The following is a 19,122-nucleotide window of genomic DNA, read 5'->3' on the forward strand; positions in this document are numbered from 1 at the left end:
AGTGCGTCAAGATGAGATTGTAACCGATTTTGAGTTTGAAACGTTGGATAACAACGCTAATTTTGGTTCGAATGACAAAACCAATTTAGGTAATGTTGAGTCATTATTGGCGCAAGCGGCGAAAATACGAAACATATTATTAGCGCCTATTTTAGCGAAATTAAAACTGCAAGCGCAGTTTGGTGAGCAGCCTCAAATTGTTGAAATTCGTGGTAATGTACGCTTTCCGGGTCTATACCCAAAAACCAGTAATATGTCGTTAACAGAATTAATTGATGCTGCAGGTGGTTTGTCGGCGAAAGCGTATACTGACAAAATAGAAGTCAGTCGATTAAATACAGCGACTGCGCATGTTCAGCTTGAACAGCTAGACGTTAACTTATCGCAAGGCCGTTTTATGTTAAATAATGCCGACGTTGCCACTGTTTATACTAAACCAGGTTGGACAGATAATAATAAAGTTATGTTGTTGGGTGAAGTGATGTTCCCCGGTGAATACAACATTAAACGCGGCGAAACAATTGAAAACGTCATTAATCGGGCTGGCGGTTTTACTCAGTTTGCTTATCCAGATGGTGCGGTGTTATCACGAGAGAGTTTAAAAATTGCAGAACAAGAAAGTAATGCACGCTTAGCTGAAAACCTACGTAAAGAAATTTCTGCGATGTCGTTACGTCGAACTTCAAAAACATTGAGTAACCAAAGTAGTCCAACAGAAGCGTTGAAAATTGCCGATGAGTTATCAAATACTGAAGCATTAGGGCGCTTGATTATTGATTTACCCGACATTATGGCTGGTGATGAGAGTGTCGACGTCGCGATGGAAGATGGTGATATCTTGTATGTGCCACCACTGCGCAATGTGATTAATGTTGTGGGTGAGGTGTATAGCGCCAGCGCGCATGTATTTAACCATAAGCTAACGTTGCATGATTATATCCAGCGTTCTGGTGGTTCTAAATCACAAGCCGATACCGACCACATGTATGTGATCCGTGCCAACGGTAGCATTACTGTCGCAGACAGTTCATTTTGGTTTACGCGTAGTACAGTTGAATTACAACCAGGTGATACGATTGTGTTGCCAATCGATGCTGAATACTTAGACGGTATTACTACTATCTCTGCCGCGTCTGAAATCTTGTATCAAATGGGTGTTGCTGTTCAAGCAATCAAACCATAGGAAAAGTATAATGAACGCTAATAATACAACTGATCCAGCTAATAATAACGTAAACCATCAAGTGCCGCACACTCAACAAGTTAATCAGCAACACAATCAGCAAGATAATCAGCAACCGCAAATGCAATATGTGATGTATCCACCACAGATGGCTGCACCTGCTGATGATGAAATCGATCTTAAACAATTATTTCTCACCATCTGGCAAGGTAAGTGGTTAATTATCGTATTAACAGCGTTATTCACCATTGCAGGTATAGGTTATGCGTTAAAGCAACCGAATGTATATAAAGCGGAAGCTAAATTATTTCCAGCTGTAAGCGAAGGCGGTGGCGGTGGTTTAGCCGCTTTAGCTGGTCAGTTTGGTGGCCTTGCGAGTCTCGCAGGGGTCAACCTTGGTGGTGGCAGTGCCGACAAAAGTGTGATCGCGATGGAAATTATGCAATCACGCAGTTTTGTTAAAATGTTTGTCGAAAAACACGATCTAGCGTTACCGATCATGGCTGCAATTAAGTGGGATGAAGCGAATAACGCATTAGTGATTGATGATGAAATTTATGATCAAGTTAACCAAACATGGTTGTTAGATGATGATGGTGAAACACTAGAACCGACTGATTGGCAAATTTATAAAGCGTTTAAGGGGTTAATTAGTCTTTCTCAAACAAAAGACACCGGCCTTATTACACTCGCTGTTGAACATTATTCACCCTTTGTGGCAAAGCAGTGGGTTGACTGGTTAGTACAAGATATTAATGCCTTGATGAAAGCGACAGACTTGCAAGAAACGAATTCAAGTATTGAATTTTTACAAGCGCAATTAACGAAAACGCAGATTTCGGACATGCAAACAATGTTTTATAAATTGATTGAAGAACAAACCAAAACATTGATGTTAGCCGAAGTGCGCAAAGAATATGTATTTAAAACTCTGGATGCTGCGGTAGTGCCAGAAGATAAAGTTAAACCTAAACGTGCGCTGATTGTGGTGTTGGCTGGGTTGCTGGGTGGAATGCTGTCGGTGGCGATTGTGTTAGTGCGTGGGGCGTTTCGGAAGGAAGATTAAAGCAAAAGGACCTATTGGAGCCTGTAGAGTAAAACATAACAAATCAAACAATGACAGATAGTTAATCATAACTATCTGTCTCATTATGAATATAAACTGGCTCAGTAATACTTATATTACTGAGCTTTATTGTTGAAGTATTTCCATTCTTAGTTATTAAATCTTAGTTATTAACTCTTAAATAAACGTAGGTCTATCATGTCAAAAAAGAAAGTCTTGACCGTCTTCGGTACGCGTCCTGAAGCGATTAAAATGGCACCACTGGTTCATGCGCTGGCTGCTGATGAGCGATTTGAAGCGAAATGTTGTGTGACTGCCCAGCATCGTGAAATGTTAGACCAAGTACTTGAGCTATTTGAAATTACACCAGACTATGATTTAAACATCATGAAAGCGGGACAAACGCTTAATGATGTGACTGCACGTATTTTACTTGAGCTAAAACCAATTCTGCAAGAATTTAAGCCAGATGTGGTATTAGTGCATGGTGATACAGCGACAACATTCGCAGCAAGTTTAGCAGCCTATTACGAACAAATCGATGTTGGTCATGTTGAAGCAGGTTTGCGTACAGGCAATATTTATTCGCCTTGGCCTGAAGAAGGTAACCGTAAGTTAACGGGTGCTTTGACTAAGTATCACTTTGCCCCTACTGAAACGTCGAAAGAAAACTTACTTAAAGAAAATTTTAATCCTGATAATATTTTAGTGACAGGTAATACCGTTATCGATGCATTGTTAATGATGAAAGATAAGGTCGATAATGATGCTGATTTGAATATTACTTTGTCAGCATCGTTCCCATTTTTAGATGAAAATAAGAAGTTGATCCTAGTGACAGGCCATCGTCGTGAAAGCTTCGGTGGTGGTTTTGAGCGAATTTGCAAAGCGTTAGCTATAACAGCAAAAGCACATCCTGAAACGCAGATTGTATATCCAATGCATCTAAACCCTAATGTACGCGAACCGGTTAATCGTATCCTTGCTGGTATTGATAATATTTTCTTAATTGAACCACAACAATATCTGCCATTTATCTATTTAATGGGACGCGCGAATATAATTTTAACCGATTCTGGTGGTATTCAAGAAGAAGCACCTTCGCTAGGCAAACCTGTATTGGTTATGCGAGATACAACAGAGCGTCCAGAGGCCGTTGAAGCGGGTACTGTTAAATTAGTCGGTACTGAAGTTGATGCATTAGTTTCAAACTTAAACGAATTGTTAACAAATAAAGATGCATATAAAAAAATGAGTGTATCTCATAACCCTTACGGGGATGGGAAAGCATGTTTGAAAATATTAGATTATTTATACAAATCAATTTAGGATGAAAATGAAAAAAATATTAGCACTGTACGCATATGCAGATTATAACAAAGGCGATTCAGCAATATGTCTGGGAGCCAAAAAGCTATTAGAAAAGATATATCCAGATGCAGATGTTGTATTTGCAAATTTCTTGAGTTCTGATCATGACTATTCCGTCAGAGCTAGGGGGTTTTATTCTAACTATGGTATTGAAGTAGTGGATATACCCAGTCGAAATTTAAATAAAATTAATAAGCTTTCTCGATTGATAACTATGCGAGATCATAATGTCAATTTATTCTTACAAAAAGAGAAATATGACTTAGTTATTTCTATCGGCGGGCACTTTCTATTTTCGAAAGATTCCTCACTACATGAGAAAGTAAGAAATAAATTGCGACTCCAACATATATACCAACCAATAGTTGAAGCTAAAAAATGTGGGATAAAAACAGGTATTTTGTGTCAATCAGTAGGACCTTTTAACAAAGCCGATCGTGTCATTAAAAAGGTATTTGATTCATTAGATTTTGTTATTACAAGGGAATCAAAGTCGGCATTGTCAGCAAAAAAACACTATAAAGATGTAGTTTCTGCGATAGATATGGCTTTTTTTATGGATAGTGATCCGTCCCCTATAAATAAGCTTGCAGTTGATAGTAGTGATTATTATGTCGTTAATTTAAGGAAAGTCTTGGCTTCAGGTGGTTACGAAGTAAGTGATGTTATGTACAAGAAACAGATTGAGTTTTTTGTAAAAACAATTACCAAGCTGATAAGTGATAAAAAATCAAAAGTATATTTATTGAGTCAAGTAACCTCGTTTGACGAAAAAAACAGTGAGTTTGATAGCAATATTCATTATGAGTTAAAAGACAAATATTTTAAAAATAATTGCGATGTGATTGTTGAACCTCGAGTTTTCACTGAAAGAGAACTTATCAAAATTTATCAAGATTCTAAAGGTTTAATTTCAACACGTTATCATGGTTTAATTTTTGGTTTACTAGCCGGAGTAAATCCTGTTGGTGTTAATATTGAAGGTATTGGTCATAAATTGACGGGAATGTTTGATGATCTCGACATCAAAGAGAATATTATTCAACTTGATGACGAGTCTACTGAGGAGTCGTCAAGTAAAGTTGTTGAACTATTGTCAAAACCGACAAATTATGATGTAGAGGCTTACGTTAATAAAAACTTTGAAGCTATAAATAATGCAATTAGATAATTAGAATTGTACGTTTAGATCGATGTTTCTGTTGCGTATTATTATGTTTAGTCAAATCTAAGCCTGTGCTTGTTTTGACTAAATAATTCCCATTATCATGAATGAAATCGTTTTTTAATAGGTTTGAAGCCCAATGTTTAAGTCTTATATTATAGGAGGTTTTGCTCCAAAAGCTATCTCTATGTTTTCAATAGCTTTTATTATAGGTTCACTCTCTTCCGATGAATATGTGCTTTTCGATTATATAATGGTAACATCAGGAATTGCTCTACCATTAATCAGTTTGTGCCTTGTTGATGCATTTTATCACTTTGCTATAAAAAGCGGGGATAAAGATGCTTCTTATGATTCTATATCTCACTTTATTAATTTTATTTATTACCTTTCATTTTTTGTTTCCAGTTTATTTGTTTTTTTTGATTTTGTAGATGTCAAGTATCTATTGGTAATTATTTTTTCTTGGTTACAATTTAAAATTTATTTAAATAAAATGGATGCTCGGATATGTGAGAATAATAGTAAGTTCTTATTGTCAGAGTTGATTCCTGCTGTTTTAATCTTCGTTTTGTGCTTCTTTCTGAGTATTTATAATGCAAGGTTAGTTTTTGTTCTTGGAGCATATACTGGTGTATGGTTTGTTACTAGTTTGATCTTTTCAAAAAATAATTATTTTTATTTTAAAGTAACTATACCGATTTATTTTGTAAAATATTCCTTACCATTAATACCTAATGCTGTGATTTCCTTGTTAATATTAAACCTTTTTCGCTATCTCGAGTCTTCCGAGCAAGAAATGCTTTTGTATAGTTTAAATTACCGAGTATTAATGTTTTTTATTGTAGTTAGTAGCATCATATATATGTACTTACAGGATATGTTTTACAAACAACAACCTTCACTTATTAAATTTTTATTTACAGCCGTTAGTATAATTATTCTGAGTGTTTTTGTTACTTTTATTTCAGTTGAGTTAATTAAGCCATATTATCTAGGTGAGAAGATAAACCTATTTAGTGAACCAGTATATTTATATTCCGTTGTTGCAATGACATTTTTAATGCTTTCTGGTTCGTTATCTGTACTGATAAATTATATTAGTAAACCTATCCATAACTTGTACTCTAATTGCATAGGTTTTCTTTTGTCTCTTGTTTTTGTTGCCGTTTTTCATGATGGTAATAATGAGCTCATCTATGCGTATGCCGCGTTATTAGCTTACTTGTCTTCTTTTTGCTATAGATTTATATTTATAATGAAATATAAATCTTCTTTTATGTAGTTAACCACAGAGTAAAGTAGAATGAAAAATAAATTTTCCCAACTTTTTTTTAGGATTCTTAGAAAGCTTAAGTTATATGGACTTTTGACTTTTTTTGATAAAAAGTGGAAGTCGGGATGTTATTCTTGGCCATTCGATGAAAATGAAAAGGTTTTTTTATTTGTTGGGCAGCAAACTCCATGGTCCATATTCCATCAGAGACCTCAAAACTTCGCCAAAGAATTGGCTAGGAAGGGATTTAAAGTTGTATATTGTATCGCTCCATATTCAGGTGTTCAACCTGATCAAGAAGTCTATGGTATAAAAGAAATTGAAGAAGGTGTTTTTTTATATAACCACTATAAAGATTGGCCCATTTCTCTTCCTAATGTGAAATATATTTATAGCTGTTACCCCTTCCATAAAAGTATCGCCGAAAAGTTCAAAAATCAGTTTCATGATGCACTTTTAATTTATGATATTTTTGATGACTTTTCTCTTTTTGAAACAAAAGCTTCAGATCGAGATAATCATGAATATTTAATTAAAAAATCTGACTTGTGCCTATACAGCGCAGATATCCTTAAGCCTGTTAATGCCAAAAATTCATGTTATTCTCCGAATTCTGTTGATGTAAAGCATTTTTCTAATCGTATTAAAATGAAAAAAATAGTGTATTTTGGAGCTATTGATAGTTGGTTTGATTTTGATTCTGTTGAGCAGGCCGCAAAAGAGAATGTAGACTCTCTTTTTTATATTGCTGGTATCGTTGCACCTAGTGTGAAAAGTAAATTTTCATTACTGTTGAGTGAAAATAACATTATCTTCCTTGGTAAAGTAGATTACAAATATATACCAAGTATTTTTGATGGGTTTGATGTCGGTATTATTCCATTTATTAAAAATAATATTACAGATGCAGTTAATCCAATAAAAATGCATGAATATGTAGCCCTTGGTTTAAAAGTAATATCATCCCCTATTCAAGAAGTCATTAAGTACAAAGATAGTGTAATATTTTACGATGAAAGTAATACATTGAGTGACAGAATTATGCAGAGTGATAAAATAAAGAGTAAAAATTTGGTGGCAGAAAGCTGGTCCGATATTGTAGATAAAATTTTGCTAAATGCAAAGAGTGAGAAGAAATGAAAGTAAGCGCTCGTGAGATTGTTATCAAGTTTAAAGGTTTATTTGAAGTGGATTTGGATTGTCAATGAAAAATATAAGCGTATATTTGCCAAAAAAAGATTATCTAAATGAAGCTACAGAATATTACATTGAAATGTTAATTGGCGGTATAGACTGTGATTTTATCGGGTATTTTTATTCATTAAAAGATATTAAACACCATGATAATGTACTGGTTATAGATGCCAAAAGTCTTGTTTTTATTAAGCTTAGATATCCATTGAAAAGAGTTATTACTTGGTATCAGGGAGTCGTTCCAGAGGAGGCTTTAATGGTCTTTGAAAGTAGGTTTAGGTATTACTACTGGTCTTTTTTTGAATTTATTTCCTTAAAGTTATCATCATGGAATTTTTTTGTTTCTACTGCAATGGTTACCCATTACCAGAAGAAATATCGTATACATATTACTAATAAAACTATCATTCCTTGCTTTAATAAGCAAATGAACAAAGATATCATTTATGAAACTGCTGATAAGTATAAATACTTAACTTTCGTTTATGCCGGAAGTCTACACAAATGGCAATGTGTAGAACAGACTCTTGAAATATTTAAAAGGTTAAATGATATACACAGTGATTCTCAATTTTTTTTGTACACCTTTGATGTCGAAGAAGCAAAAAAAATGGTAAAAAATATAGGAGTTAAGAATGTAACCATAAGTAGGTCTTCATTGGAAGAAATAGATTATAAAATTTCCAAGTGCCATTATGGTTTTTTAGTGCGTGATGACAATGTGGTTAATAATGTGGCAACTCCAACAAAGCTAAGTACTTATCTTTCAGTTGGAACTAAACCTATAATGACCAATGTGATCCATGACTTCGAGTCTTGTTTAAATTTAAGTAATGCTGTTATTTATGAAAATATGACGTCTATTGATAATATCGTAAAAGCGATAATGACTAATTACAATAATGGAATGTCAGTAGATGATTTGGTTGTAGATTATGAAACGGCGTTTTCTGATTACTATAACAGAAAACATTATCAAAATATTATATCAAAAATTAGTTTGTAAGCTTATGTTGTTTTTAATGTTGTTTTTAATTTTTTTATTGTTAGTCGCAAGCTATGAGTTTTATTTTGGACTAAATAAAAATTATCGTCTTATAATTATAATGCCTGTTATATACATTTTGTATTTTTTAGCGGGGTTCAACATTACATCACCAGATTATATAAATTATGTCGATATGATTAATGGTATCGGTGGTATAAATGAATTTTTTGATACAAAAAATATGGACTACAAAGAACCAGTTTTCTCTTTGTTAATTGTTTTTTTAAATAGTTTATTCGATGATGTTCAAATTGTTTATTCATTTATATCATTGCTATCAATTTCTATTACTGTATATGTATTATTTAAGCGTTCTCCATTATTATTTTTATCTATGGCGCTGTATTTCGCTCACCCGTATTTAAATAAAGAAGTAATTCAGATAAGAGCTGGATTAGCTACTGCTTTTGTCCTTTTAGGCGCTAGTTTTTTGATGGATAAAAAGAAAAAGAGTAGTTATTTATCTTTTTTATTAGCCGTTGGTTCTCATTTTTCAGCGATTATTGTAATTGTTCCATTAATTGTGATTAAATTTATAGGTAGAAAGAAAATTGTTAAGTTTGTCTTATTTTCCTTAGTGTTGTGTTTATATCTGAACATGATTTCATTTCATAAAATTTTATTTGATATTCTCCTAGGATATGAAATTCTACCTCCTGCTGTCGCAGGTTACATTAACTGGGATGAGTACAACTATTCATTAGGGCTTATGAACCCCATGTTGATAAAGCTTCTTTTTATTTTATTCGTCATTCATGTGTATTTTCGGCAATCTATATTAGAGAATAATCTTGTTTATGTTTCATATGTTTTTTTATCTTTTTCAGCCTGTTGGCTTATTCTGTTTGCTGATATTGCTATCTTTGCAGCCAGGATTACATCAATAACAAGTGTTTTAGAATTAATTATTATTCCATATATTATTTTTCATTTAAAGCTCAAACCTCGAATACAGTTTTTTCCGGCTGTTTTGTATTGTTTTATTATGTTATTTATTAATATATATATAAAAAAAATGTTAGATGGTTTTAGTTTTGGTATTTTATAAAAGGTGTATCCGTGAAAGTTTGTTATATATTGCCGTCACTTGCGCAAAAAGGTCCTAACATAGTTGCTGCTGAGATTATCACTTCCGCTATTAGAAGAGAACTTTTTGATTCCATAGAGGTTTTTTATTTTAAGGATGTTGACTGCGATAAAATATCTTTAACGGTTAAAACCACAAAAATAAGTTTTTTTTCTTCATGTGACTTATCTTCATTTGATATTATTCACAGCCATATGTTTATCCCAGATATTTTTGTTTTTCGCTATAAATTATTAAATATATTTAATAACACTCCAAAATGTATTACTACACTTCATCAGAAAGATGTAGTAAACCTTCGGTATGATTATGATTCGATATTTAAGGCTTATGTTGTTAGTTTTTGCTGGCGTATTGGACTCTCCATGCACGATGAAGTCGTTTGTTTATCTAAAGCGATGAAATCTTTTTATCAAAAGAGGTTGATAAATAAACGAATCTCTTACATCTACAATGGAAGAAACTTTAAAAATAGTAGTTCTTTGCATCCTGTGATCTCATCTCAAAAGTCAACTTCCAAATTTAAAATTGGAACCGCCTGTTTGTTAACTAAAAGAAAAGGTCTTGAACAAGTTATTCGAACTCTTTTTAAGCTCCCCCACGTCCATTTTTATATAGCAGGTTCTGGGCCGGAACATGATTCTTTGATTCAATTAGCAAAAGATGAGTTGGTTTTTGATAGGGTTCATTTCAGTGGTTTTATCAGTGATGTTTCTCAATTTATGATGGAATTAGATGCCTTTATTCTTCCGTCTAGAGGGGAAGGTTTTCCTCTGGCTCTTCTTGAAGCTGCCTCTATTAGATTGCCTTGTATTTGTTCTCGAATAGATATAACGGTTGAGGTATTTTCCGAACAAGAAGTCTCTTTTTTTGATTTAGATAATCTAGAATCATTAGAGTTTGCGATTTCTCATTGTGAGAAAAATCTGATCCATTATTCAAAGTGTTTGTATGATAAGTATCAAGTAGAGCTTACTGTAGATAAAATGGTAGATAGCTATGCATTAACTTATGCAAATTTAATAGAATAAATTGGCCATACTAGGGTAAATTATGGTAACCGTTCACCAGAGGTCGGTTGTATTTAGGTTTTAGCGAAATCGAAGACATCAGGATAGGGTTCTCGTCGTATGACTGCACCTACGATCGTTGAGATCACGCTTAATGCCGATAGCTTTCGCTTCTTGCAGGTTTCAACTACAGATAATACACGCGAACGAAATTGGTCGCCGCGCTCTGAACTCGTGCCGTAACTAATTTTACGTAAAATAACGCTACCTCGAATACACCGTTCAGCTTCATTATTTGTAAGCGGTATATCTGGGGATGATAAAAATACCCATAAACTCGGCTCATGCTTTAAGATAAATTTACATCGACCGACGTAACGTTTACAAGGTGTTTTCATTCCTTTTTGCAATAAAAAATTGAAACTTTGCCGTAATCGACGCATTCGTCTTTGATATTGATGGGCAGTTAATTGATTATTTTCATATCGATGCTGAGTCCTAAAAACGTAAGCAATGGAATGGACACCGCCTCACCCTTTCGCGCTGTTGATTATGGTGTAGGCTGTAAGCAGGTGAATTTTATTTATCATAGGTGACATATTATGAAAAATATAATTAGAGTTGGTGTTGATTTGGCAAAAAACGTGTTTCATATTCATGCTATTGATGAGAATGAAACAATAGTTTGGCAAGGAAAATACAATCGCACCACTTGGTTGAAGGCGATTGTGAAACGAGTACCAACAACCGCGGTAATCGGCATGGAAGCTTGTGGTTCAGCTAATTATTGGGCAAGAGAGCTCACAGCACTTGGTTACAGTGTTAAATTAATAGCCGCTCAATTTGTTAAACCTTATGTTAAAACAAACAAAAATGACAAAGTTGACGCTGAAGCCATTTGTGAAGCAATCAGCCGACCTAATATGCGCTTTGTTAATATAAAAACAGTTGAGCAACAAGATATTCAATCTAAGCATCGTGTTCGTGAAGAATTAATTTGCCACAGAACTGCAAAATCAAACCAAATCAGAGGGCTCGTCAGTGAATACGGCATTGTAGCGCCTATTGGTATCGCTTATTTACGAAAAGCGATACCAATGTGGTTAGAAGAATCCGACAACGGTTTAACATTTGATTTTAGGGCTTTGTTGCTCACGCTCCAGGAAGATTTAATTCTTGTAGATGAAAGAATTGATTTACTGACAGCACAAATTAAAAATAATGTTGCAACTAATCCCATAGGAAAAAAGTTGATGAAAATTATCGGGATTGGTCCTTTGGTCTGTAGTGCATTGTTAATGGCACTTGGTGATGGTAAGCACTTTAAGAAAGGCAGAGATTTTGCAGCATCTTTAGGCTTGGTTCCTAGGCAATACAGCACAGGTGGGCGTGCTAATTTACTCGGCATTAGTAAGCGAGGTGATGGTTATTTAAGAAAATTATTAGTTCATGGCGCTAGAGCAGCTTTTCGTCATGTCAAAGATAAGACAGACCCTTTAAGTTTATGGATAAAACACTTGAGTGAAAAAAAACACCCTAATGTTGTTATCGTTGCACTTGCTAACAAATTAGCACGAATTTCATGGGCGTTAGTTGCTAACGACACCGAATACACAGAAACATTGGCCGCTGGTTGATTGTATTAAAATAATTTTCATATTCGAAGTTGTAGGTAATACTTAGGTTACAAATAGTAAGCACATTATTTAAAAATTGCAAAAGTAAAAGAGAGATGGAAAATAGGTTAAACCATCACTAGAAAAACCCTAACTGAGCGAAGAGTTAATAACTCGTGTAAGCGATTGGGATCTAGTGTGCGAATGAAGCCATTGAGGTTCGATGCTAAATAAAAGCATTATTTAAGAAACCGAATACACGTGAGCAGTCATACCTTCATTTTCATTGAAATTTTACTTGCAATAGAGGTTGTGTCCATACACGTTCACCAGAGGTAGGTTGTATTTAGGTTTTATCAAAATCGAAGACATCAGGATAAGGTTCTCGTCGTATGACTGCACCCTCGATCGTTGAGATCACGCTTAATGCCGATAGCTTTCGCTTCTTGCAGGTTTCAACAACTGATAATACACGCGAACGAAATTGGTCGCCGCGTTCTGAACTCGTGCCGTAACTAATTTTACGTAAAATAACGCTACCTCGAATACACCGCTCAGCTTCATTATTTGTGAGTGGTATGTCTGGTGAACGCTTACGACGAATCTGCCATCGAGGCATGGACTTGCACTAAACATCACGGAAAGCGTGGTCGAGGATTTCAATTCTCTGACGTGGCGATTGAAACTGCATTAATAGTGAAAGGCGTGTTTTCTCTGCCATACATACGCTCATTACAAGGCTTTATCGATTCCATTTTTTCTCTGATGAATGTTCCACTGCGTAGTCCCAATTGTTTGAGCATAAGTAAACGAGCCAAAACGGTTTAAATAAAATATCGTAACCCATCGAGAGGTGCTATCCGACATATCGCCATCGATTCAACGGGCTTAAAAGTGTTTGGCGAAGGCGAATGGAAGGTTAAGAAGCACGGCAGTGAAAAGCGTCGAACGTGGCGCAAGTTACATATGGCGGTCGATGTTGATACTCATGAAATTATTTCTGTTGAAATGACGCTTGTTAATGTTGGTGACAGTGAAGTACTACCTTCGTTGATCAACCCTCTACGTCGACGTATTTCAGAAGTCTCAGGTGATGGTACGTACGACACAAAAGAGAGTCATAAAATACTTAATAAAAAAAAGATAAAACCACTTATCCCACCACTAAAAAGTGCTGGATTGTGGGAAGCTGGACATGCGAGAAATGAAGCTGTAATAGCACTCAAAGCGGGTGGAGTGAAACAGTGGAAAGTCGATACTGGCTAACACGATAGATCGTTATCGGAAACTGCGATGTATCGGTATAAAATGCTCACAAGCGGAACGTTATCACTTCGGTCTTACAATGCTCAAGTCGGTGAAGTCTATGCCAATGTTAAAGCGATCAATAAAGTCATTAGACTGGGTATGCCTGAAAGAAACACAAGTATTTAGAATGTAATAAAAAAGGGGATGATCAAACCTCTAACTGATTTGATCAACAACGCCGATTATCATTAGTCAACGAAGACCTTTCTGTTTTAGGTGATTTAGCCTCGCGGTGGCCAGAATTAAAAAAGTATGGGCATTGTTGTTTCGATAAGACAAAAAGGTGTTGAAGCCGCAACAGAAGATGACCTTGCGATTCGATTTTATATTAGCTCTAAGCAATTAGATGTTTGAACATTATTGGAATCGACACGTTCTCATTGGTTAGTAGAATCGATGCATTGGTCGCTTGATACTGCTTTTAGAGAAGATGATTCACGAATTCGAGCAGACGAACGTGCGGAGAGCTTTGCAAGGATCAGACAAATGAGTTTGAACTTGCTGAAAAATGAAAAGAGTTTTAAAGCGAGTGTGAAAAGAAAGAGAATGAAGAGTGCGATGAATGAAAGTTATCTTTTACTTGTTCTCGCAAGCCTTAGTTAGGGTTATTCATGATTTTTCCGTGGAGCTAGCTATAACCATTAAAAATGTTTTATAATTTTATTTATTAACTAGAGTTGAAATATGAAAATACTGATTACGGGTGGAGCTGGTTTTATTGGTTCAGCAGTCATTCGATATATTATAAATAATACAAATCATAGTGTAGTCAATTTAGATAACTTGACTTATGCAGGTAACTTAGAGTCACTCTCTAATATAGAATCTAATACTAGATATTTTTTTGAATATGCCGATATTTGTAATGCAGTTGAGCTGGAACGCATTTTCTCTGAGTGCCAGCCAGATGCTGTGATGCATTTAGCTGCAGAATCCCATGTAGATCGTTCAATTGATGGTCCAGCAGCTTTTATTGAAACCAACATTGTTGGTACTTATACATTACTTGAAGCTACGCGTGCTTATTGGAATACATTAGATACAGATAAAAAGGCTGCATTTCGTTTTCACCACATCTCAACAGATGAGGTTTATGGCGATTTAGATGGTCCAGAGGACTTATTCACGGAGGATACGCCTTACGCGCCAAGTTCACCTTACTCAGCATCAAAAGCTTCAAGCGATCACCTTGTTCGAGCTTGGCAACGTACTTACGGTTTACCAACAATCATCACTAATTGTTCAAACAATTATGGGCCTTATCATTTTCCAGAGAAGTTAATTCCCCTCGTTATTTTAAATGCATTAGCAGGTAAAGCTTTACCTGTATATGGTGATGGACAACAAATTCGTGATTGGTTGTTTGTTGAAGACCATGCTCGAGCATTGTATAAGGTTGTGACTGAAGGTGAAGTCGGTGAAACTTATAATATTGGCGGGCACAATGAAAAAGCTAATATTGATGTTGTTAAAACTATCTGCCAGTTACTTGAAGAATTAGTACCTGTGAAACCTGATGGGGTTGCTAAATATCAAGATTTAATTACTTATGTATTGGACCGCCCTGGTCACGATGTGCGTTACGCTATTGATGCAAGTAAAATAGAGCGTGAATTAAACTGGAAACCAGAAGAAACATTTGAAAGCGGTATTCGCAAAACAGTGGAATGGTATTTAGATAACAAACAGTGGTGGTCTCGCGTACTTGATGGTTCATATGCAGGTGAACGTTTAGGTGTATTTACAGAGGATAATAAATAATGAAAGGTATCATTTTAGCTGGCGGTTCTGGTACTCGTTTATATCCACTCACACGTGGTGTATCAAAACAGTTACTTCCTGTTTATGACAAGCCTATGATCTTCTACCCGCTGTCAACATTAATGTTAGCTGGGATTAGAGACATACTCATTATCACTACACCTGAAGATAAAGAAAGTTTTAAACGTTTATTAGGTGATGGTTCCGATTTTGGCATTAACTTAGAGTACGCAGTACAACCGAGTCCTGATGGTTTAGCGCAGGCATTTATTATTGGTGAAGATTTTATTGGTGGTGATAATTGCTGTTTAGTATTAGGTGATAATATCTTTTATGGCCAATCATTTACCAATATATTGAAAAATGCAGTGAATCGAAAAGAGGGCTCAACTGTATTTGGTTATCAAGTTAAAGATCCACAGCGTTTCGGTGTTGTTGAATTCGATGAAAATATGCGAGCTATTTCAATTGAAGAAAAACCACTAGAACCTAAATCTAACTATGCCGTAACTGGGTTGTATTTTTATGATAATCGTGTGGTAGACTTCGCAAAACAAGTTAAACCATCACATCGTGGTGAATTAGAAATAACTAGTATTAATGAAATGTATTTAAATGATAATTCGTTGAATGTCGAATTATTAGGTCGAGGATTTGTTTGGTTGGATACTGGTACTCATGAAAGTTTACATGAAGCATCGTCTTTCGTGCAAACCATTGAGCATATTCAAGGACTAAAGATTGCTTGTTTAGAAGAAATATCATGGCGTAATGGCTGGTTAAGTAACGAACAAGTTCTCGAAATAGCCAAGTCAATGATGAAGAACGAATATGGACAATATTTAAAACGTTTAATTGACGAATCTCAGAAAAGGTAAATTAGAAATATGCGGGTATTGATTACAGGTTGTAACGGTCAAGTTGGACATTGTTTAACTGAGCAGCTAAATATAAAAGAAAATACAGTCGTACTCGCATTAAGCCGAGAGGATTTGGATATTACAGACGCTGCGGCTGTCAATAAGATTGTTCTTAAATTTAATCCAAATGTAATTATTAACGCCGCAGCCCATACTGCCGTTGATAATGCAGAAAAAGAAGTTGAGCTCTCATTCAAGATCAATCGTGATGGGCCTAAGTATCTGGCAGAATCAGCACAAAAGATAAATGCTGCAATGTTACATATATCTACGGATTATGTATTTTCAGGAGATAAAGACGGTGAGTATCACCCTGAAGATCTAACCGAACCACAAAGTATCTACGGGCATAGTAAGCTTGCTGGTGAATTAGCCGTTGTTGCTGCTTGTGATAAGCACATTATTTTAAGAACAGCTTGGGTATTTGGTGAACATGGTAATAACTTTGTTAAAACGATGCTTCGCCTAGGTAAAGATAGAGATGCATTAAGTATTGTTGGCGATCAGTTTGGTGGTCCGACCTATGCCGGAGACATCGCAGGGGCTTTAATTGAAATTGCCACTCAAATTGAGACAAATAAACCTGTTGAATATGGCATATATCATTTTTCTGGTTTTCCGCACGTTAGTTGGTTTGAGTTTGCTGAAACAATTTTTAACTCTGCAAAAGAACAAGACATATTTGATAAAACCCCTGCTCTTAGCAGTATTTCTACAGCGGATTATCCGACGCCAGCTAAACGCCCTGCGAATTCTAAATTAGCCACAAATAAAATGGTTGAATCGTTTGGGATTGAAGCTAGTGATTGGCAAGCTGCGTTAAGCCGCGTTAAGCACTATGCGTAACAATAGTATTATATAAGAGTAGTTGAAATGAATGTAATTGATACCAATATTCCTGAAGTGAAAATTATTGAACCAAACGTATTTGGTGATGAGCGTGGTTTCTTTATGGAAACCTGGCAGCAAAAAGAGTTTGAAGAAAAAATAGCTAAACGTACTTTTGTGCAAGACAATCACTCTAAATCGACAAAAGGTATTTTGAGAGGATTACATTACCAAACTGAAAATACTCAAGGTAAACTAGTACGGGTTACTTTAGGTGAAGTGTTTGATGTAGCAGTTGATGTTAGAAAAAATTCTGCTACTTATGGTCAGTGGGTTGGTGTTTATTTATCGGCAGAAAACAAACGTCAGTTATGGGTCCCTGAGGGCTTTGCACACGGTTTTTACGTTACAAGTGATGAAGCTGAATTTGTCTATAAGTGTACGGATTATTATAATCCTGAATCAGAACATTCTATATTGTGGAATGATCCTGACCTAGCTATTGAATGGCCACTCACGCTTGAGCCCCTACTTTCAAAAAAAGATGCTAATGCTGTAAAATTTAGTATCGCAGTGGGGCTTTAATTTAATGTCAGTTTTCATTTCAGTTGTTTCACATGGACATGGTGAGTTAATCAAACAGCTATCATGCTTAGCTACTTTAGCTAAAAAATTTACTGTTGTTGTTAAATTGAATCTAGAAGAGCGAACTCTGATCCCATACTTAGAGCAGAACCGGATCCAATATATTGATGAACAGTATGGTATCGGTTTTGGACATAATAATAATGTTGTATATTCATATTGTAAAAAAACTCTAGATATGAATGAACATGATTTTTTCATTGTCTTTAATCCTGATCTTATTTCTGATCTACAGCAGATTGATAAGTTAGTTCACTACATGTCAAAAAATGAAGTGAAAATGGCTAGTGTTAACTTATTTAAAGATGAGAAGTTTATCTTACCAGATAACTCTATCCGTAATTTCCCTAGTCTTTCACAATTTATTAAATCATTTGTTGGACTTGGTAACTCAGCTATTATCGATAAGGGCACTGTAACTAATCCGATTCAAGTTGATTGGGCTGCGGGGTCTTTCTTAGCTTTTAAAGCATCTCATTACAGTCTTTTGAAAGGGTTTGATGAGGGATATTTTATGTATTGTGAAGATATTGATATTTGCTATAGAAGTTCACTGTTGGGTGAACCAATAATATTTCACCCTGAAATTAAAATGCAGCACTTAGCTGAACATGCAAATAGATCTATATTTTCTAAACATTTTTATTGGCATGTGAGCAGTGTTATTCGTTTTTTAATGACTAAAGTAAAATTAACTAATTCAAAAAGCTCGATTGATTAAATTTTCTATATTGTAGAATAATAATTTTATTATGCACCATAAAGTCGCAGGTGTCTCTTTGAGGTGATAGTAGCACCATACCCATTTGTTTATGTTACCCCTACCTTCATCTTGAGACATTCCTATTACTGATTTACCAAATACTCTGAAGAGTAGAATAGCTCTAGTTAAATGATAAGAATCACTAACTAAAATGGCACTATTCCATTTATGTGTATTCATTATATCTACAGAGTTTACTGCATTTTCAAATGTGTTAAGTGATAATTCATCCGTTATAATACTATTTTCAGGGACTCCATATTCGACTGCAATTGACTTCATGACTTTTGCTTCCGATGTGAGTGATTGAGCTATACCTCCAGCCATAATGATATGTTTTGCATAACCTAAATTGTATAGACTCACTGATTTTATAACTCTGTTGTATAGTTGTTGGGTTGGCCTTCCCGAAGGCATTATCTTTGCGCCTAGAACGATAATTACATCTGCATTCATTATTTAATCTGCGTTAAAGCTTAATTATAATACACTCTATTGAAGTATGGCTACAAAGTGATAAATAAGTAGCTAGACACTTATTTTTATAAAATTAATCTCGCTACGGCTTTCCTTTGAATTCCAATCGTCATTGTTTTTAGATCTATTTCTAATAGTAACTTAATTTCAATGCTTTAATTTTTAACTGAGACATTTTGTGTTCTGCGAACTGTCTCAAATTTGTAATATTTTATTTTAAATAAAAAGATTACAATTCAATAATAGGTCAATGCCATGATGATAAATGTCTATTTCCTGCGGCAGGTTACGGTACGCGTTTCCTTCCTGTAACTATATCTGTGTCCACTCATTAATACTTTCATTCAGGTATATTGCTATATCAAGTATGCCTACTAAATTTCGAATTAATCAAGGTTATAAAA

16 protein-coding genes and 4 pseudogenes are annotated in these 19,122 nt (G+C 35.0%); 17 read left to right on the top strand and 3 right to left on the bottom strand.

Annotation, left to right across the window (positions count from 1 at the left end):
• Position 1 precedes the first annotated feature (1 nt).
• The 9 genes from MORIYA_RS17470 to MORIYA_RS17510 all read left to right on the top strand — a co-directional run bounded on the left by MORIYA_RS17470 (position 2) and on the right by MORIYA_RS17510 (position 10,421).
• Positions 2–1,183 carry an SLBB domain-containing protein gene (locus MORIYA_RS17470; protein ID WP_112717225.1) on the top strand — a complete coding sequence of 394 codons (1,182 nt, stop codon included), beginning with the start codon at positions 2–4 and terminating at the stop codon, positions 1,181–1,183.
• Positions 1,184–1,193: 10 nt separating this feature from the next.
• Positions 1,194–2,249 carry a Wzz/FepE/Etk N-terminal domain-containing protein gene (locus tag MORIYA_RS17475; protein ID WP_232011663.1) on the top strand — a complete coding sequence of 352 codons (1,056 nt, stop codon included), beginning with the start codon at positions 1,194–1,196 and terminating at the stop codon, positions 2,247–2,249.
• Between the two features lie 198 nt (positions 2,250–2,447).
• Complete coding sequence (gene wecB, locus MORIYA_RS17480) at positions 2,448–3,578, top strand: non-hydrolyzing UDP-N-acetylglucosamine 2-epimerase (protein ID WP_112717227.1); 1,131 nt, start codon at positions 2,448–2,450, stop codon at positions 3,576–3,578.
• 7 nt (positions 3,579–3,585) lie between these two features.
• Positions 3,586–4,791 carry a polysaccharide pyruvyl transferase family protein gene (locus MORIYA_RS17485; RefSeq protein ID WP_162629288.1) on the top strand — a complete coding sequence of 402 codons (1,206 nt, stop codon included), beginning with the start codon at positions 3,586–3,588 and terminating at the stop codon, positions 4,789–4,791.
• 133 nt (positions 4,792–4,924) lie between these two features.
• Positions 4,925–6,070, top strand: coding sequence for a hypothetical protein (locus tag MORIYA_RS17490; RefSeq protein ID WP_112717230.1), 1,146 nt, complete (start codon positions 4,925–4,927; stop codon positions 6,068–6,070).
• A gap of 21 nt (positions 6,071–6,091) precedes the next feature.
• Complete coding sequence (locus tag MORIYA_RS17495) at positions 6,092–7,201, top strand: glycosyltransferase (protein WP_112717232.1); 1,110 nt, start codon at positions 6,092–6,094, stop codon at positions 7,199–7,201.
• Between the two features lie 64 nt (positions 7,202–7,265).
• Positions 7,266–8,261, top strand: a complete 996-nt coding sequence (locus tag MORIYA_RS17500; protein ID WP_112717234.1) for a glycosyltransferase family protein — start codon at positions 7,266–7,268, stop codon at positions 8,259–8,261.
• Positions 8,191–9,351, top strand: a complete 1,161-nt coding sequence (locus tag MORIYA_RS17505; RefSeq protein WP_112717236.1) for an EpsG family protein — start codon at positions 8,191–8,193, stop codon at positions 9,349–9,351. The genes MORIYA_RS17500 and MORIYA_RS17505 overlap by 71 nt, the downstream gene beginning before the upstream one ends.
• A gap of 11 nt (positions 9,352–9,362) precedes the next feature.
• On the top strand, positions 9,363–10,421 hold the full coding sequence (locus MORIYA_RS17510; protein WP_112717238.1) for a glycosyltransferase family 4 protein: 1,059 nt from the start codon (positions 9,363–9,365) through the stop codon (positions 10,419–10,421).
• Between the two features lie 53 nt (positions 10,422–10,474).
• On the opposite strand, the pseudogene MORIYA_RS17515 reads toward MORIYA_RS17510, so the two are convergent.
• A pseudogene (locus tag MORIYA_RS17515) lies at positions 10,475–10,906 on the bottom strand (IS66 family transposase); the annotation flags it as partial.
• A gap of 96 nt (positions 10,907–11,002) precedes the next feature.
• On the opposite strand from MORIYA_RS17515, the gene MORIYA_RS17520 reads away from it, so the two are divergent.
• Positions 11,003–12,037 (top strand): IS110 family RNA-guided transposase, encoded by a 1,035-nt coding sequence (locus tag MORIYA_RS17520; RefSeq protein ID WP_112712331.1) that lies wholly within the window; start codon positions 11,003–11,005, stop codon positions 12,035–12,037.
• A 325-nt stretch (positions 12,038–12,362) separates the two neighbouring features.
• On the opposite strand, the pseudogene MORIYA_RS17525 reads toward MORIYA_RS17520, so the two are convergent.
• Positions 12,363–12,602: pseudogene (locus MORIYA_RS17525) on the bottom strand (IS66 family transposase); the annotation flags it as partial.
• A gap of 11 nt (positions 12,603–12,613) precedes the next feature.
• Here MORIYA_RS17525 and MORIYA_RS17530 point away from each other — a divergent pair.
• The 7 genes and pseudogenes from MORIYA_RS17530 to MORIYA_RS17560 all read left to right on the top strand — a co-directional run.
• A pseudogene (locus tag MORIYA_RS17530) lies at positions 12,614–13,450 on the top strand (IS5 family transposase); the annotation flags it as partial.
• A 47-nt stretch (positions 13,451–13,497) separates the two neighbouring features.
• Positions 13,498–13,927 (top strand): annotated as a pseudogene (locus tag MORIYA_RS21470) (ISAs1 family transposase); the annotation flags it as partial.
• A gap of 81 nt (positions 13,928–14,008) precedes the next feature.
• A complete protein-coding gene (gene rfbB / locus MORIYA_RS17540; RefSeq protein WP_112717244.1) occupies positions 14,009–15,085 on the top strand; it encodes a dTDP-glucose 4,6-dehydratase in 1,077 nt (358 codons plus the stop codon).
• A complete protein-coding gene (gene rfbA, locus MORIYA_RS17545; RefSeq protein ID WP_112717246.1) occupies positions 15,085–15,963 on the top strand; it encodes a glucose-1-phosphate thymidylyltransferase RfbA in 879 nt (292 codons plus the stop codon). Before rfbB ends, rfbA begins: the two co-directional genes overlap by 1 nt.
• A gap of 9 nt (positions 15,964–15,972) precedes the next feature.
• Entirely contained in the window at positions 15,973–16,851 is an 879-nt protein-coding gene (gene rfbD, locus MORIYA_RS17550; protein ID WP_112717248.1) for a dTDP-4-dehydrorhamnose reductase, read from the top strand.
• 27 nt (positions 16,852–16,878) lie between these two features.
• Entirely contained in the window at positions 16,879–17,418 is a 540-nt protein-coding gene (rfbC, locus tag MORIYA_RS17555) for a dTDP-4-dehydrorhamnose 3,5-epimerase (protein ID WP_112717250.1), read from the top strand.
• Between the two features lie 4 nt (positions 17,419–17,422).
• Positions 17,423–18,199 (top strand): glycosyltransferase family 2 protein, encoded by a 777-nt coding sequence (locus MORIYA_RS17560; protein ID WP_112717252.1) that lies wholly within the window; start codon positions 17,423–17,425, stop codon positions 18,197–18,199.
• On the opposite strand, the gene MORIYA_RS17565 is transcribed toward MORIYA_RS17560, so the two are convergent.
• Positions 18,179–18,697: a YdcF family protein gene (locus MORIYA_RS17565; protein WP_112717254.1), complete on the bottom strand. Its 519-nt coding sequence runs from the start codon at positions 18,695–18,697 to the stop codon at positions 18,179–18,181. The genes MORIYA_RS17560 and MORIYA_RS17565 overlap by 21 nt on opposite strands.
• Positions 18,698–19,122 lie beyond the last annotated feature (425 nt).

Origin of the sequence: Moritella yayanosii (assembly GCF_900465055.1) — a bacterium.
Lineage (GTDB): Bacteria > Pseudomonadota > Gammaproteobacteria > Enterobacterales > Moritellaceae > Moritella > Moritella yayanosii.